The sequence below is a fragment of the Dermabacter sp. HMSC06F07 genome (assembly GCF_001807345.1).
Lineage (GTDB): Bacteria > Actinomycetota > Actinomycetes > Actinomycetales > Dermabacteraceae > Dermabacter > Dermabacter hominis.
The window spans coordinates 1-14,695 of record NZ_KV788582.1 but is presented as its reverse complement, the minus strand read 5'-3'; the positions used below and the strand labels follow the sequence as shown (position 1 = coordinate 14,695).

The 14,695-nt window shown below is 61.7% G+C and carries 11 protein-coding genes and 1 tRNA gene; 2 read left to right on the top strand and 10 right to left on the bottom strand.

Annotated features, from left to right (window positions below; translation table 11 throughout):
- Nucleotides 1-375 precede the first annotated feature (375 nt).
- From HMPREF3157_RS04555 to HMPREF3157_RS04545, 3 genes are read right to left on the bottom strand one after another with little or no spacing between them, the layout of a single operon-like run.
- A complete protein-coding gene (locus HMPREF3157_RS04555) occupies nt 376-2,079 on the bottom strand; it encodes an FAD-binding oxidoreductase (RefSeq protein ID WP_070435658.1) in 1,704 nt (567 codons plus the stop codon).
- Nucleotides 2,076-2,786: a lysophospholipid acyltransferase family protein gene (locus HMPREF3157_RS04550; protein ID WP_070435657.1), complete on the bottom strand. Its 711-nt coding sequence runs from the start codon at nt 2,784-2,786 to the stop codon at nt 2,076-2,078. The genes HMPREF3157_RS04555 and HMPREF3157_RS04550 overlap by 4 nt, the downstream gene beginning before the upstream one ends.
- Nucleotides 2,783-3,601 (bottom strand): SDR family NAD(P)-dependent oxidoreductase, encoded by an 819-nt coding sequence (locus HMPREF3157_RS04545; RefSeq protein WP_070435656.1) that lies wholly within the window; start codon nt 3,599-3,601, stop codon nt 2,783-2,785. Before HMPREF3157_RS04545 ends, HMPREF3157_RS04550 begins: the two co-directional genes overlap by 4 nt.
- Nucleotides 3,602-3,684: 83 nt before the next feature.
- Between HMPREF3157_RS04545 and HMPREF3157_RS04540 the strand changes: the two genes are divergently transcribed.
- Together HMPREF3157_RS04540 and HMPREF3157_RS04535 are read left to right on the top strand one after the other, a co-directional pair.
- The gene (locus HMPREF3157_RS04540) at nt 3,685-5,943 is read left to right on the top strand and encodes an HAD-IB family hydrolase (protein ID WP_070435655.1); all 2,259 of its coding nucleotides are present in this window, start codon (nt 3,685-3,687) and stop codon (nt 5,941-5,943) included.
- A 101-nt stretch (nt 5,944-6,044) separates the two neighbouring features.
- Nucleotides 6,045-6,950, top strand: a complete 906-nt coding sequence (locus HMPREF3157_RS04535; RefSeq protein ID WP_070435654.1) for a formate/nitrite transporter family protein — start codon at nt 6,045-6,047, stop codon at nt 6,948-6,950.
- A gap of 88 nt (nt 6,951-7,038) precedes the next feature.
- On the opposite strand, the gene ppc is transcribed toward HMPREF3157_RS04535, so the two are convergent.
- The 7 genes from ppc to HMPREF3157_RS04500 form a co-directional block, all read right to left on the bottom strand.
- Nucleotides 7,039-9,840, bottom strand: coding sequence for a phosphoenolpyruvate carboxylase (gene ppc, locus HMPREF3157_RS04530; RefSeq protein ID WP_070435659.1), 2,802 nt, complete (start codon nt 9,838-9,840; stop codon nt 7,039-7,041).
- Nucleotides 9,841-10,159: 319 nt separating this feature from the next.
- Nucleotides 10,160-10,249, bottom strand: a tRNA-Ser gene (locus HMPREF3157_RS04525).
- An 89-nt stretch (nt 10,250-10,338) separates the two neighbouring features.
- Nucleotides 10,339-11,085 carry a hypothetical protein gene (locus HMPREF3157_RS10415; protein WP_016663363.1) on the bottom strand — a complete coding sequence of 249 codons (747 nt, stop codon included), beginning with the start codon at nt 11,083-11,085 and terminating at the stop codon, nt 10,339-10,341.
- Nucleotides 11,086-11,182: 97 nt separating this feature from the next.
- Nucleotides 11,183-11,914: a hypothetical protein gene (locus tag HMPREF3157_RS04515; protein ID WP_034371002.1), complete on the bottom strand. Its 732-nt coding sequence runs from the start codon at nt 11,912-11,914 to the stop codon at nt 11,183-11,185.
- Between the two features lie 102 nt (nt 11,915-12,016).
- Nucleotides 12,017-12,394, bottom strand: a complete 378-nt coding sequence (locus HMPREF3157_RS04510) for a hypothetical protein (protein ID WP_141740620.1) — start codon at nt 12,392-12,394, stop codon at nt 12,017-12,019.
- Nucleotides 12,395-12,825: 431 nt separating this feature from the next.
- Nucleotides 12,826-13,557 (bottom strand): hypothetical protein, encoded by a 732-nt coding sequence (locus tag HMPREF3157_RS10410; RefSeq protein ID WP_141740619.1) that lies wholly within the window; start codon nt 13,555-13,557, stop codon nt 12,826-12,828.
- A gap of 267 nt (nt 13,558-13,824) precedes the next feature.
- Nucleotides 13,825-14,481: a hypothetical protein gene (locus HMPREF3157_RS04500; protein WP_070435653.1), complete on the bottom strand. Its 657-nt coding sequence runs from the start codon at nt 14,479-14,481 to the stop codon at nt 13,825-13,827.
- Nucleotides 14,482-14,695 lie beyond the last annotated feature (214 nt).

Sequence of the window (14,695 nt, the reverse complement as noted above, 5' to 3'; positions counted from 1 at the left end):
GGTTGGGGGTTCGAATCCCTCCGGGCGCGCCAGCAAAAAGGCCCTCCACTTCGGTGGAGGGCCTTTTTGCGCTCTCCATCGTCGATACGTGAATCTGTGCCCAACGTTTGTGGCGGAATGCGACCGGATACCGCCACAAACGTTGGGTTTAGTTTCCTAGACCAGGAAAAGGGCCGAGAAGCCCGGGCGGAAGAGGTGAGCCGGGACGGAGGGGTGGCCAGCGGGCCGGGCGATATGTGCATGGCGGGTCCGCGGTGCCGGGCCGGGATCCGACGCTTGCCCTCTCCCATCGCCCCACAAAGAAACGCCGCACCCCGCCCGGCATGGGCGAAGGCGCGGCGTTTTCGTGCAACCTCAATGGCCACGAGGCAAGCGTCAGGAAACGATCTTGCCGGGGTTGAGGTTCTTGCCCGGGTCCTGAGTCTCGTAGAGATCACGCATCATCTTGACGCCGAGAGGACCGGCCTCTTCCTCAATCCAGGGCTGGTGCTCGGTTCCGACCGCGTGGTGGTGCGAAAGAGTGCCAGCGTGCTTCTGGAACTCACTTTGCACCGCATGCTTGATCGCCGTGTACTGCTCGAGCATGACCTCGTTGTTCGCGTAAGGAACGGCGAACGTGAAGTACAGGCATGCACCCTGGTGGTAGCTGTGGCTCATGTGGCAGAAGAAGAAGCCGGGAATCCCGAGCTCATCGAGCTTCGCGTAGAACGTGTCATACACCTTCGAGTGCATCTCGTTAATCCGTGCCCACGTGGTGCCCGTATCGGAGACGTCGCCGAACACGTTGAGGCCGAGGAGGAAGTCGCGAAGGTAGGGAGTATCGAACTTCTTCTGGTCATAGATCGCCCCGGGGCCCGCACCGAGGGTAATGCCGCCGGCCTTCTTGACGATCTTCTTCACTGCGGCCTGCTCGCGGCTGATCTGGGCTTTCGATCCCTCGAAGCACACGTAGCTCATGCACATCTCGTTCTCGGTGTCCCAGCCCTTCTTGCGCAGATACGCGAAAAGGGTGTCCTGGACCTTGCGGGTGATCTCGCCCTTTTTATCCTTGGGCTCTTTGAGCATCGACAGGCTGAAGGCAGTCTCCGGACCGTCGCTCAGGCGCGTGAACACGGGGTGGACTTCGCTACGGGCAATGGCGTGCATGCCGCGGATGCCGGATTCCCAATCGGGGAACATGTACGCGATGACGACGCGGTTTTCCGCCATGCGATGCACGCGCACGGTGCATTCCGTGATGACACCGAGGCGACCTTCGGAACCGAGGATCATTTCGTGGATGCTCGAACCAGAGTCGCGGCCGGGGATCGGCTTGGTCTCGACAATGCCGTCGGGGCGCACGACCCTGAGACCCCGCACGATGTCCTCAATGTCGCCGTAGCGATCCGACTGCATGCCGGTCGAGCGGGTCGCAGCCCAGCCACCGAGCGTCGAATAGGTGAACGAGTCGGGGAAGTGCCCCATCATCCAGCCGAGCTCGTTGAGCTGCTCTTCGAGATCGGGACCGTACACGCCGGCCTCAACGCGGGCGAGGCCGGAGGTATCGTCGATCGAGATGACCTCGCGCATGCGGCCGAGGTTGATCGTGATGATGGGGCGCTCTTCGTTAACGTTCGGGGTAACGGAACCGGAGATCGAGGAGCCGCCGCCGTAGGGGATCGCCACGAGGTCGTGCTCAACGATGTAGGCGAGGATCTGCTGGACCTCGTCGTCGCTCTTCGGGTAGATCACGGCATCGACGATGCGGGCAAAATCCCCGGTGCGCGCGCGGAACAGGTCGATCACGGAGCGGCCGAAGGAGTGGACGACGCGGTACTCGTCGTCATCGAGAAGGTTGTCCTCCCCCACAATGCCGGCGAGGGCGGCGCGGTCCTCGGCACCGAGGCGGCTCTCGGGAACCTCATAGTCGCTCAGCTGCGGCTCCGGCGCCGGCGTGAGCTTCTCGAGATCCATGCCGATCTTGGACTTGGCAAAGCCGGGGAAAGCGGGCTTGTTGTCCCAGCGGAAGGTGATGTCGTCAAGACCCCACCCCCACCATTTGTGTCGCTTGACCTCGCGTGCCGAAATGGGGCTGTTCATGACGCTTGCTCCTCGGGTGGTTGGGTTCCCATGATGGCTTCGTAATTGTGGGCTTTAAGAGTTCGGACGGCCGCCTGAATCCTCGCGTTGAAGCTGAGTGCGCTCTCGCCTTCCTCAGCTCGAAGGGGCGCACCAATGACGACCCCGACCGGGGGCTTTCCCGGCTTTGGCCAGCTGCGGCCTTTGGGCATCGCTTCGTGCGCACCGATCAGTGCAGCTGGAATGACGGGCACGTTTTCGCTGATGGCGAGTGACGCGGCGCCGGGTTTAAACTCGGCCATCTTCCCCGTCTTCGACCGTGTCCCCTCGGGAAAAACAAGCACGGGGATGCCCGCGGTGAGCAGTGTTCGCGTGATGCCCGAGTGCTTGCGGGAGCCGTCGCGGTCGATGGGGAAGGCATTGAAGAGCGCTCGCACGAAGATGCGGCGGTACCAAATGTCGAAGAAGTACTCTCGCGCGACGCCCGTGGAGAGGTATTTGCCCTGGGTAAAGGGGAGGCCTTGCGCCAGCATGGGCGCATCGAGGTGGCTCGAGTGATTTGCGACGAGCAGGTAGGCACCGCGTACCTTTTTCACTGCGGGATCGACGACGATCTTCTGCGTCACGGCGCTCTTCACGACGCCCTTGAATCCGACTCGCACGAGCAGCGCGCGAAGGTACGCGCGCCAGGTCGAGCGGTAAAGGGAGGGGTCGTGATACCTGCTCACTTGCTTCCCTTCGTGGCGGATTGAGAAAGCGGTTTCTCGCTGTTGCGCCGTTTCGTGAACCACGCCGCGATTGAATGCATGATGTTCCGGGGAGCGATCCGCGCGAGGAAAGCGAGCACCTTAAAGCGCTTTGAGGGGACCGAGATGAGCTTTCCGCGCGCCACATCCTGCAGGCATTCCCTCACGAGGCGCTCCGGCGAGAGCCACAGGAAGTCGGGGATCGACGAGCCGGAGATACCCGCACGCTCGTGGAATTCGGTACGGACCCAGCCTGGCTGGAGCGAGGTCACGTGCACACCGCTGCCCGCGAGGCGAACCGCGAGCGCTTCGGTGTAGGTATTGCCCCACGCCTTGATCGCGGAGTAGTTGTTTTGCGGGAGATACCCGGAAACGGAGTTCACGTTGATGATCCACCCTTTGCCGCGGCGAGCCATGGCCCGGCCGGCTGCGTTAGAGAGGTGGAGGACAGCCCGGATCATCACGTCGATCCCCGAGTCGTGAAGCGAGAGATCCTCGCCGAGGATGTCGCTACGCACGCTGAAGCCCGCGTTATTCACGAGGATGTCCACTGCCGGGTGCTCGCTGCTTTCTTGAGCCAGACGCTCTTCGACGCGATCGCGATCTGCGACAACTTCGAGATCGCACACCATCTCTTCAACATCGATGTCGTAGCGGGTGCGGAGGTCTTGTGCGAAACGCGAAAGACGATCGGCATTGCGGGCGACCAGCACGAGGTCGACACGCCGCTTGGCGAATTCGCGCGCGAAAGCGGCCCCAATACCAGAGGTGCCGCCGGTGATGAGGGCCCTATGCATGGCCCCTACGATACACTAGACGCGCATGCCCACGCGGGCGCCCCAATACTTTCACCAATGCTCGATCGCGAGGATTTAACCGCATGTCTGTGCCCTCTACCAGCGCAAATACCAAGTATCGCGAAGTTCTTCTCACGGGGGCGACAGGCTTTCTAGGCCAGGCTGTTCTCCAGGCTTTCCTCGAGCATTTCCCCGAGGTTCGCGTGACGGCTATCGTGCGCCCCAAGGGGACGCTCACGGGTAAGAAGCGGCTTGCCACCTTGCTGCGCAAGCCTTCATTCACCTCGTGGAGTGATCGCGTAGGCGAAGATGCCGTGCGCACAGCCTTCGAGGAACGCACCGACGTCATCGAGGGCGACCTGACAAATCTCCCCCCGCTTGAGCGCACGTTTGATGTCGTTGTGCACTCGGCGAGCTCGGTGAGCTTCGACCCGCCCATTAACGAAGCCTTCGCCACGAATGTGGGTGGAGCGAAGAACCTGTATGAGGCTCTCCTCGAATCGAAGAAGACGCTGCCAGGCGGCCAGGATCCCCACGTCATTCACGTGTCCACCTCGTACGTGAGCGGTCTCGCCAAGGGTCTGTGCCGCGAAGGCCGCCTCACGCACAACGTGAACTGGCGCGAAGAGTACGACGCCGCGTTTGCGGCGGCACGCGAAGTCGATGCACTCTCGCGCACGCCTGAACAGATCAAGAAGAACCTGCGCCTCGCTGAACTGAAGAGCGGCAAGATGGGCCCAAAGGCGATCGCCTCGGTCGCGGAGGACGCTCGTCGCGCGTGGGTGCGTGCCCGCCTGCAGGATTACGGCCTCCAACGCGCGAACTCGCTTGGCTGGACCGACATTTACACGTTCACGAAGGCCATGGCCGAACGTGTAGGCGAAGAGATGTGGGCCGATTCCGGCCACCGCCTGAGTTTCGTGCGTCCCGCCATCATCGAATCGGCTGTCTCTCACCCCTTCCCCGGCTGGATCGACGGGTACAAGGTCGCCGACCCGCTCATCATGGCCTACGGCAAGGGTCGGCTCTCGGAGTTCCCGGGCCTGCCCGATTCGATTCTCGATATCATCCCCGTCGACCACATCGTCGGTGTCATCCTTGCGCTGGCAACTCAGAACGTTGAGCGCACGGGCGATGAGGCGTACTACCAGGTCGCCTCGGGCAACTCGAACCCGCTCCCCCTCCACGAGATGGTGAGCATCGTCCACGACTACTTCGTGGAAAATCCCCTGACGGACGACAAGGGCGAGCCGATTGCGGTTCCCATGTGGACCTTCCCGTCGGTCGATTTGGTCGAGGCGAAGTTCTGGGCCACAAACACGGCAGTCAAGGCAGCCGAGGTTGCCGTCGGACGCCTCCCCGGCACTCGCACTACCCGCTCCTGGGCTGGCAAGCTCCACAAGAACTCCTCCGCCCTCGACACCCTCAAGAAGTTCATGGGTCTCTACAAGGCGTACACGAAGACCGAAATGGTCTTTGACGACGCGAACACGCGCGCGCTGCGCGCATCGCTTCCCGAGGAGTTCCTCGAGAAGTACGACTTCGACATCACTGATCTCGACTGGACCTCGTACTTCCGCGATCACCACCTGCCCGCTGTCACCGAGCTTACGAACGCCTACTCACGCCAAAAGGCGGCCCGCAAGGCTCGAGCCGAACGCAAGCCGAGTGAGCTGACCGCCTCGAGCGACACTCTCGCCGTGTTTGACCTCGACGGCACCGTGATCGCGCAGAACATCGTGCAGCAGTATCTCGCGATCGTGAAGGAAACCCGTTCAAGCGCCGGTGGCGCAAAGGAAGTCGTCAAGCTCGCGGGGGCGCTCCCCCAGTACCTGCGCAATGAACAGCACTCGCGCTCGGAGTTCATTCGAAGCGTCATGCGCCGTTACCGCGGTTTCACCACGGCGGAACTCCAGGAGGTTCTCGCGGGTGAGCTCGGCGAGAAGGTTCGCGGCCAGATTAAGGCGCAGGCACTCGAACGCCTCGAGGAGCACCGCGCCGCCGGGCACCGCACGATCCTCATCACCGGGGCCCTCGACATCCTGGTGGAACCCCTCGCGGATCTCTTCGACGAGGTCGTGGCGACCCACATGCACGAAGAAAACGGCGTCCTCACGGGCTACCTCGCCACTCCCCCGGTGGTCGGCGAGGCCCGCGCAAATTGGCTAAAGAAGTACGCGCAAAACGGGAACTTCGATCTCGCTCATTCCTACGGTTACGGTGATTCGCATGCCGACGCCGCCTGGCTCGGGGTGCTCGGGAACCCCACGGCTATCTCGCCCGACCTGGGCCTGTACGCCGAGGCAAAGAAGAACCGCTGGCCAATCGTCGAGTGGAAATAGCTGCCAATTTCCACTAAAGCTGGGGCGAGGGCGTAGGCTATGACCAGGGCGCTTAGTGCGCCAAAGGTCCCTTTACCCCTGATCCCTAAAGGAGACGTCCCGTGGACGACCTCGCAAATAAGCTCAATATTCCGCCTGCGCCTGCCATGGCGAAGGCACTTGAAGACGGCATGTACGCGAAGGCCACGATGCCGGCCTGGAAGATTTTCTGGCTGGGCCTCACCGGCGGCGCCTACATTGCGTTTGGCTTCATCATGTTCGTCACCACTCAGCAGGGCGCTCCCGGCGAGTGGCCGCTCGGCATCACGAAGATGATCGGTGGCGCGTTCTTCGCGACCGGCCTCATCATGGTCATCAACTCCGGCTCGGACCTCTTCACGGGCACGACCCTCAACATCATGCCGCTCCTGTCCAAGCGCATTACCGCCGGCCAGCTGCTCCGCCACTGGGGCCTGTCCTACGTCGCGAACTTCGTCGGTTCGGTGACGATTGCGATCCTCGTGTTCCTCGCCAACACCCCGGCCACAAACAAGAGCGCGTGGGGCCTCATCATCCTCAACGTCACGAAGAGCAAGCTTTCACTCGACTGGGGCAACGCTTTCGTCCTCGGCATTCTCTGTAACATCCTCGTGTGTATGGCCGTGTGGCTCACCTTCGCGGGCCGCTCGTTCATCGATAAGGGCCTCGCGATCGTCGTTCCGCTCGTGATCTTTGTGTCTACCGGCTTCGAGCACTCGATCGCGAACATGTTCATGCTTCCCATGGGCTGGCTCATCAAGACCTTCGGCGCGGATTCCTTCTGGGCCGGTGAAGCCATCACGAACGCCGGCGTGACTGCCGCCGATTTCGACATGATCAACTGGGGCAAGATCATCTTCGGCAACCTTCTCCCCGTGACCCTCGGCAACATCATCGGTGGCGCCCTGTGCGTCGGCTGCTACTTCTGGGTGGCCTACCGCAAGGATGCCATCAAGGCTGAGCGCGAGGCCGCTGTCGCCGCCAAGTAACGGCGCGTTCCTCGCACACTAAAGGCGAAGGCCCGGTTCCCTCACATCGAGGAGCCGGGCCTTCACCTTTGCGGCATAGAACCAACAATCAGCCGGTGTTCTTCATGCCTGCGGCGACGCCGTTGATGGTCGTCAGCAGCGCACGCTTTTCCGCTTCGGTGATCTCAATCCCGCGCGTGTGAGCGTCGCGCACGCGCTGGAGCATCGCCACCTGCATGTAGCTGATGGGATCGAGGTAGCGGTCACGCACCTCGAGTGTCCTCTTGAGTACCGGCGAGTTATCGAGAAGGTCGAGCACCCCCGTGAGGCGCTCGATTTCGGCGACCGTCAGTTCATACTCTTCACGGATCGTCTCGAACAGGTGCCACAGTCGCGTCGGCACGAGCGAGTGCACGTAGTGCGAAGCGATGCCCATGTCCGTCTTCGCGAGCGTCATCTCCACGTTCGAGATCACGGTCCGGAAGAAATGCCAGTTCTCGTACATTTCCTTGAGGTCGTCCTCGAAGCCCGCCTCACGAGCGGCCTTGAGGCCCGAGCCCGCACCGAACCAGCCGGGCACGATCTGCCGCGACTGCGTCCAACCGAACACCCACGGGATTGCGCGCAGACCATCGAGACCCTTCTCGCTCGTCGTTCGCTTGGAGGGGCGCGAGCCGATCTTCAAGTCACCGAGCTGCTCCACGGGCGTGGACGCCACAAAGTATTCAGGCAGGTCGGGATCATCAATGAGGGTGCGATAGCGCGCAAAGGAGGCGTCGGAAAGGTTTTCCATGACGGTGCCGAAGCGCTCCAGATCTTCCGGGCTCGTGCGGGGCTTTCGGTGCAGGGCTGAGCCCTGCATGACGGCTGCAAGCGAAAGATCGAGGTTTTCGCGTGCGAGCACGGGCAGCATGTACTTATCGGAGATGACCTCGCCCTGTTCGGTGAACTTGATTTCGCCCTCGAGAACGCCGTAGGGCTGCGCGAGAATCGCATCGTAGGTGGGACCGCCGCCGCGGCCGACGCTACCTCCGCGACCGTGGAACAGACGCAGCGTCACGTTGTGTTTGGCGGCAACGTCGCGCAGGCGTCGCTGAGCCTGGTGAATCTCCCACTGGCTCGTAATGACGCCCGATTCCTTGTTCGAATCGGAGTAGCCGAGCATGATCTCGTGGCGATCGCCGCGAAGGCGCACGATTTCGCGATAACTCGGGTCACTGAGGAGTTCATCGAGGATCTCGCCCGCGTGGCGAAGCTCTTCGACGGTTTCGAGCAGCGGGCTAAAGCCGATGTCTGCGCGGGGTTCGTCGCCCGCAAGGTCCACGAGGCCTGCCTCGCGCGCGAGCAGTGCCACGGCAAGGATGTCGTCGGCGCCGCGGGTCATCGAAACGATATAGGTCTGGATGACATCCGGCCCGTACGTGCGGTGCGCGGTGCGGATTTCGCGGAAGACGTTAAACGTGTTCTGCACCGAGGGATCGAGGGGGGATTCCTCGCCGAGTAGCTGCGCGCTCGCGAGTGGTCGCTTCGATGCAAGCTCGGAGGAGAGCACCGTCGTGCGCTCTTCACGCGTGAGCTCTCCGTACGCCTTATCGAGCTCGCCTACCCGGTCAAACATTTCCGCGAGCAGGTCGTGGTGCTTCTCGGCGTGCTCGCGTACGTCCATAATCGCGAGGTTAAGGCCGCTGCCAGCGAGAACAGACTGCACGAGGGCAACCGAACCGTCAGCCATGAGATCACCGCGGTGCTTGCGGAGCGAATCGCGCAGTTCTTCGAAATCGTCCTGGAGTTCAGCGCCGGTGAGATAGTCGACGCCGGGCTTGTGCGCTTCACCGCTGTGGATGCGTGTGCGTGTCGCCGCGAGCTTTGCACGCATGGAAAAGAGTTTGAGGCGATACGGCTCGTGGGCGAACAGCTCAAACTGCTTTTCGGGCACGAACGTGAGAGCTTCTTGATCCTTCTTTAGGCTCTCGTTGAACTGCTCATCCTCACCGATCAGAGTCGAGCTCATCGACAGCTCGAGAGTGAGCGTGTCGAGGAACGCCTCTGCGATATCGATCGCGGCATCGGCCTGAAGTTTGAGCACCTCGCGGGTCACGTCTGCCGTCACGTATGGGTTGCCGTCGCGGTCACCGCCGATCCACGAACCAAAGCGAAGCGGAACCTTCCGCACGGGAAGATCAGCGCCGTAGTCGCGAAGCTCGTGGCGCAACGCGTCGAGAACCTCGGGGAGCGTGTGGAGGTAGAGCGAGCGCAAGTAGAAGATTGCGTTGCGCGCTTCATCCTGCGGGGTTGGTTGCGTGCGGCGCAGCTCGTCGGTCTGCCAGAGCGCTTCGATTGTTTCCGCAAGGTCGCGATCTTGTTTCTTACGGGCGCGCGAACCTTCCTCGGTATCCGTCTCGAGGAGAGTCGAGACGCGGCGCAGCTTCGTGAGAACCGCGCGGCGCGAGGCCTCCGTGGGATGGGCCGTGAACACGAGGCGCACATCGAGTTCGTCAACCGTGCGCTGAAGCTCCTCCACCCCGGCCTCTTCCGCGATGGACTTCACCGTGCGGGGGATCCATGAGTCGTTTTCGTCCTGCACCTGGAGCGCGCGCACGCGATACGTTTGCTCAGCGGCGTTCGCAAGCAGGAAGTACTGGGTGAACGCACGCGTGAGCTCTGTCGCCTGCTCGATCGGCAGTTCCGCGAGGCGGCGCTGCACGCGCATCGTATCCTCGGCCGATTTCGACTGCTTCGATTGCTTCGCAAGCTGACGCACCTCCTCAACCAGGTCGAGCAGTTCTTGCCCGTGCTGGTCGGCGAGCGTTTCACCGAGGAGCGTGGAAAGCCGACGCACGGTCGCGCGCAAGGGGGCGTCGATAAGCGGGTCATCGCCCACCACCGGGAATTCGGCCGTCAACGTGGGCACGTTGTGAAGGCTATCGTCGTGCTGTTCGCGCACCTGAAACCTCTCGTTTGGAAGCGGGTGGCACCCGTGGCGAACCGAAAACACCGGCGTGGCGCTCGCGGTCCCCCATCAGCGCCGAATGAGCCGGGGCCAGTCTACTCCCACACGCGTCCCACCTGCATCCAGGGGTTGAACCGCATCCGCCACGCATTGCAGCGAGTGGTACGAGGCACTCCAACGCGTTCGTTACCTGTGCGACGCCACATGGAAAATTAACGCGGCAAAGGTTAAAAGAGATTCCCCCACCCGCGTTAAAGCGGGCGGGGGAACATCCTATCTGCGGAGACGAGAGGATTTGAACCTCCGAGGCGGCTCTACACCGCCTACTCCCTTAGCAGGGGAGCGCATTCGGCCACTCTGCCACGTCTCCTTGCGCGCATGGCGCTGAGTCAGCCTACCGAACTTCCTCGTGCTGCTCAAATCTTTCGCGGCGCGTCCCACATTGCGCCGGCGTCATCCTCAAGGTTTGATGTAAATACCCTTGCCTTCAAGCTTGACGACGTTGAAGCCCATACCGAGTTCTTCGCTCTTGACGGCGGCTGTACCGTCGCCACGTTCCTCGACTGTGAAGGCGGCACCGTTGAGCGCCTCGCGCATTGCGTTCGCCTTATTGGGGTCCATCGGCGCAACTTGCTGGCTCGCCGCCCTCACGCACGCGTTTTTCTCCACCTGGTTTTCGAGCACGAAATAGCCGCCGTTAGACTCGGCAGCCGCGAGTTCACACGCGACGGCCCAGTTCGAATCTATGCGCGCTTGCGCGTACAGGATGGTGATCTTGACCGCCTCCTGCTTTTCCTCCTCGGTGAAGGGAGTGCGGCTCGGCATGAGGGTCGCTCCCCCACCGCTGCCCGGATCCTGCGGCCCCGGAGCAGGCGCCGGTCCGGGCGCGGGCGCCGGATTCGGAGGGGCTGTGGTCGGCTCCGGGGCAGGCGGAGCGGTGGTGGGAGTCCCCGGCTGGGGTGCCGGGCCACCGCTCGTGCCGGGGTTCGCGGGCGCCGGTGCCGAAGTTGTTGGACCGGGCAACGGTGCGGTTGTGGGTGCGGGGCTCGCGGAGTCCGACGGTTGCGCGCTTGACGCAGTTGCGGAATTCGACGGGTTGCCCTCATCTTTGGAGGAAGTGAGGGCCCCGCACCCGGCGAGGCTGGCTGCCGTGAGAGTCGCCGCGAAAAAAACGGCAAGGGGGCGTCGTGTGCGGATGAGATTCATGAATGCGCCTCCGTGGCGGTGTGGGGTTTGAGGACTTCGAATCTTCAACATCACCGCCAATTGGCCGGTCACGTGAATTGCGCAAAGTCGACGCGAGTTACAGCAGGCCCCTGGCAACCAAGCGCAGACTGCCGTCATCGAGCCTCACAAGCGTCATACCTATGGGACTTCCATCCACAAGAAATTCGGCTGTCCCGTCGTGCCCGTCGCGGAGAGTCATACGCTCTGGGCTGGCTTCCCCAAGCGCTTCCTCTGCACTTTCCCTGTCACCCTGAGGCCCTTCCACGCTCTCCCTGAGAGGCAGTATGCAAGCCTTCTGTAGTTCTGGAGCATCAAGGCGCAACATCTTGCCTCCCTCCTCCGCAACGAGCAACCCGCAAGCCTCTTCATACTTGCCGTCGAGGACACGACGCACGAGCTCGGCGGGAAGGTCGCGACCGCGTTTTAACTCATCCTCGGTGAGGGGCGTGGGATCAACCATGGCCTTGGCGCTCGCGGGAAGGTTCTCGAGGGGTCCAACTTCATCCGCCGTTGGCTGTTCATCGTCCGGATGTACCTCACCGCCGCCAGGCGACTCGTCCTCGTCAGGCTCGGTTGTTGAGTCGCTCCGCTCGAGTGTGGTGGGACCCGCGCCACCCCCGTCGGAGGCGGCATCATTATGCGTGGGCGTCGTCTCTGCGGTGGTTTCGGCCGGAGACGTTATTGCTTCCGAGGTTGGATCGCTCGCTCCCGGCTCCTTGGTATCGCCACAGCCTGCAAGACCAAGAATAAGCGCGCCAGCGGCGGCAATCGTGCACAGCGAACGGATCTTGCAAGGAAGAGCAAACATCGTCAACCTTTCATATGGATTAAGTCGCTTGGTTTTGCCATTTCCCGCTCTAAAAGGAGTCTGTTTCGAGAGCCAGCAGCTCCCGAAACAGAGAGGAACGAGCTAGAAATTATCGACCAAAAGGCGAAGGCTGCCGTCGTCAAGCCGGGCAAGCTTCGTTGGGCTCGGCTTGCCGTCGCGTGCGAAGGTAGCTGTGCCGTCCCCATTATCGTGAAGCTCGAAGTGCTTCGGGTCAGAAGCTTCTTTCACCTGTTCCGGCGTCATGCTCTTCATAGAGGAGGAATCTATGCCGGTTTGAAGCTGAGCGGCACATTGCTCCCGGAGCTCCGGCACATCGAATCGCACAAGAGTGCCATCCTTACTCAGCACCATCATGTCGCAGACTCCGGCAGCATCCCCCGCTACCATTTTGGTCATCATCTCCTGCGGAAGCTGCAGGCCACGCTGCATCTCTTCTTGCGTGAGTGGTGTGGGATCCAATTTCGCCTTAGCACTCTCGGGGATGTCCTCGAACGAGTCGATACCTCCGGTACCCCCGGGGCTCGGTTGAGATTGGTTCCCTCCGGGTGCCGCCGGCGTTTGGTTCCCTCCCGGAGCCACAGGCGGCTGCTGAGCATCGGGAGTAGCGGCTCCGGGGTCATTCGCACCCGGATTCTCACCCCCGTTGGACACCGAGGGGCTGGCTGGTGTCGCTGACGGACTTTCATCATGCCCAGGGGCGCTCGACGAGGCTGAGGGCTCGCTCGCCCCCTTTTCTTCTCTCCCCTCTTCATTCAGAGCTCCGCACGACGCGACGCTTGCGGCCAGTGCGCTAGTCGCGACTGCTACTGCGATGGTTCGAGAAATACGATTCGCAACTCTCATCTGGTTCTCCTTCGCTACTATTTCGTCGAGCTCACCGCGCAAAACTACTACTGGGCAACTGCGAGGCGAACGCCGCCATCCTTAATCTTCAGAATGTTGAAACCGAGGGGTTGGCCAGCCATTGTCAGGGCAAAGGTGCCATCACCGTTATCTTTTAGCTCATAAGTGGCAGGATCAAACATCGATCTGGCTTGTTCCTCGGTCACGCCGCTACCACCTTGGTTCTGACCCGAAAAACTGTCCATGGCTTGAACACACTTCTCGCGCAACTCGGGAGTAGTATCCATGCGACGCATCGATCCGTCAGGCTCCTTGAATACGGTGGTGTCGCAGAGCGAACTGAAATCCCCACCCGTGGTGATTGCCACGAGAAGGTCGGCCATCATCTGTTTCCCCTGCTCCTTTTCCTGATCGGTGAGGGGCGTGGGATCAATCTCGACAGGCTCGCCTAGACCTGCAAGGCCACCACTCCCAATCCCGCCGGTGCCTGAGCCCGGAGCGACTCCACCGCCGTCACTGGGAGGTGCGGGTTTCGAGTCCGTGCCACCCTGGGTCGTCGGGTTTTCCGTACCACCCTGGGTCGCCGGTTTTTCAGTTGGCTCGGGGAATTCACTAGCCGATGTCGTAGGCGCTGGCGACGAGGTTTCTGCGGACGGCGATGCAGACGCGGATTCTTTCTTTGTTTCATTGACGGCACCGCAACCGGCGGCACCCAAAATAAGCAATCCCGCGGCTGCGGCGGCGTAGAGTGCACGAGCGGTGCGTAGTGTTGCGGACATGATCGCCTTTCTTCCGGTGCGTCTGTGAGTGCGCTTCCCACACCTATGATGCGACCAAGGTAACGCCCGTTTCTGCATCTTCCTCGAGAGACACACACAGTTTTTTCAGCCTGCGCAACCTCTTGCGAGAAGACAACGACCACTCCCACATTTCGAACTGTCGCCGTTAAAAAGCGAAGGTGGCTCGGTAGACGACACTACCGAGCCACCCAGGCTTGACTCTTCTCTCACCTCAGCACGGGTGACCGACCCGAACCATGGAGAGAATCAGGAAGACAGATTCCTCATGTCGACGAGCGGACCCGCGCCCTTCACCTTGAGGAGCGAGATGCCGAGATCCTGGCCCTGGAACAAAACCTTGGCAGTACCGTCCTCGTTCGGCTGGATCTCAAGGTTTTCGGGCTTCATCACCTGCTTAATCTGCTCAGCCTGATCCTCGGTGATGCCCTGGCTGGAGAGGACTCGCTCGTTCTGAGCAGCGCACTGTTCGCGGATCTCAGGGGTATCCATGCGCTCGTAGGCGTCCCCGTTCCTCGCCACCATGTTCGTGCACGCATCTTCGAACTTCTTATCGAGCGAACTGGTGAAGAAGTCGGCCACGACCTGTGCGCCCTTCTTCTTGTCTTCTTCCGTGAAGGGGGTTTCGTCAAGCTCTACGGGCGTCCCGTGAACGCTCGAAGCGACGTCGTCTCCCGTGACAGCGCCGCTGCCGGAATCCGTGCTCTCGCCCGAATCCGAGGCCGAGGCTGAGCTCTCGCTCGACGTCGAGTCTTCCTTGGTCTCTGAAGCGGTCGTGGTCTCCTTCGAAGCGGAATCATCCTTCTTCGCGTCGTTGGAGGCGCCACAGCCCGCGAGGCCGAAAGCGAGCACGCCGGCAGCGGCGATGATGGAGATCGAACGGTTCTTACGCATGAAAGTAGACATCGTCAACCTTTCGTGTTGGTCAGGGCCAGCGGCCCATGAGTCTCGCCCCTCGCAGAGCCCTTGAGGTCCACATTCGTGACGCTCTCGAGATCCACAAAGGAACGCGGACAAACCTAGCATCCCCTATTTCCGTGCATTCTCAGCTTTATGGAGAGCCGTCACATTTGCGCATCGAGGTTCAGAGCTGAGGTTACCCTCGTTTAGTGGACACCCT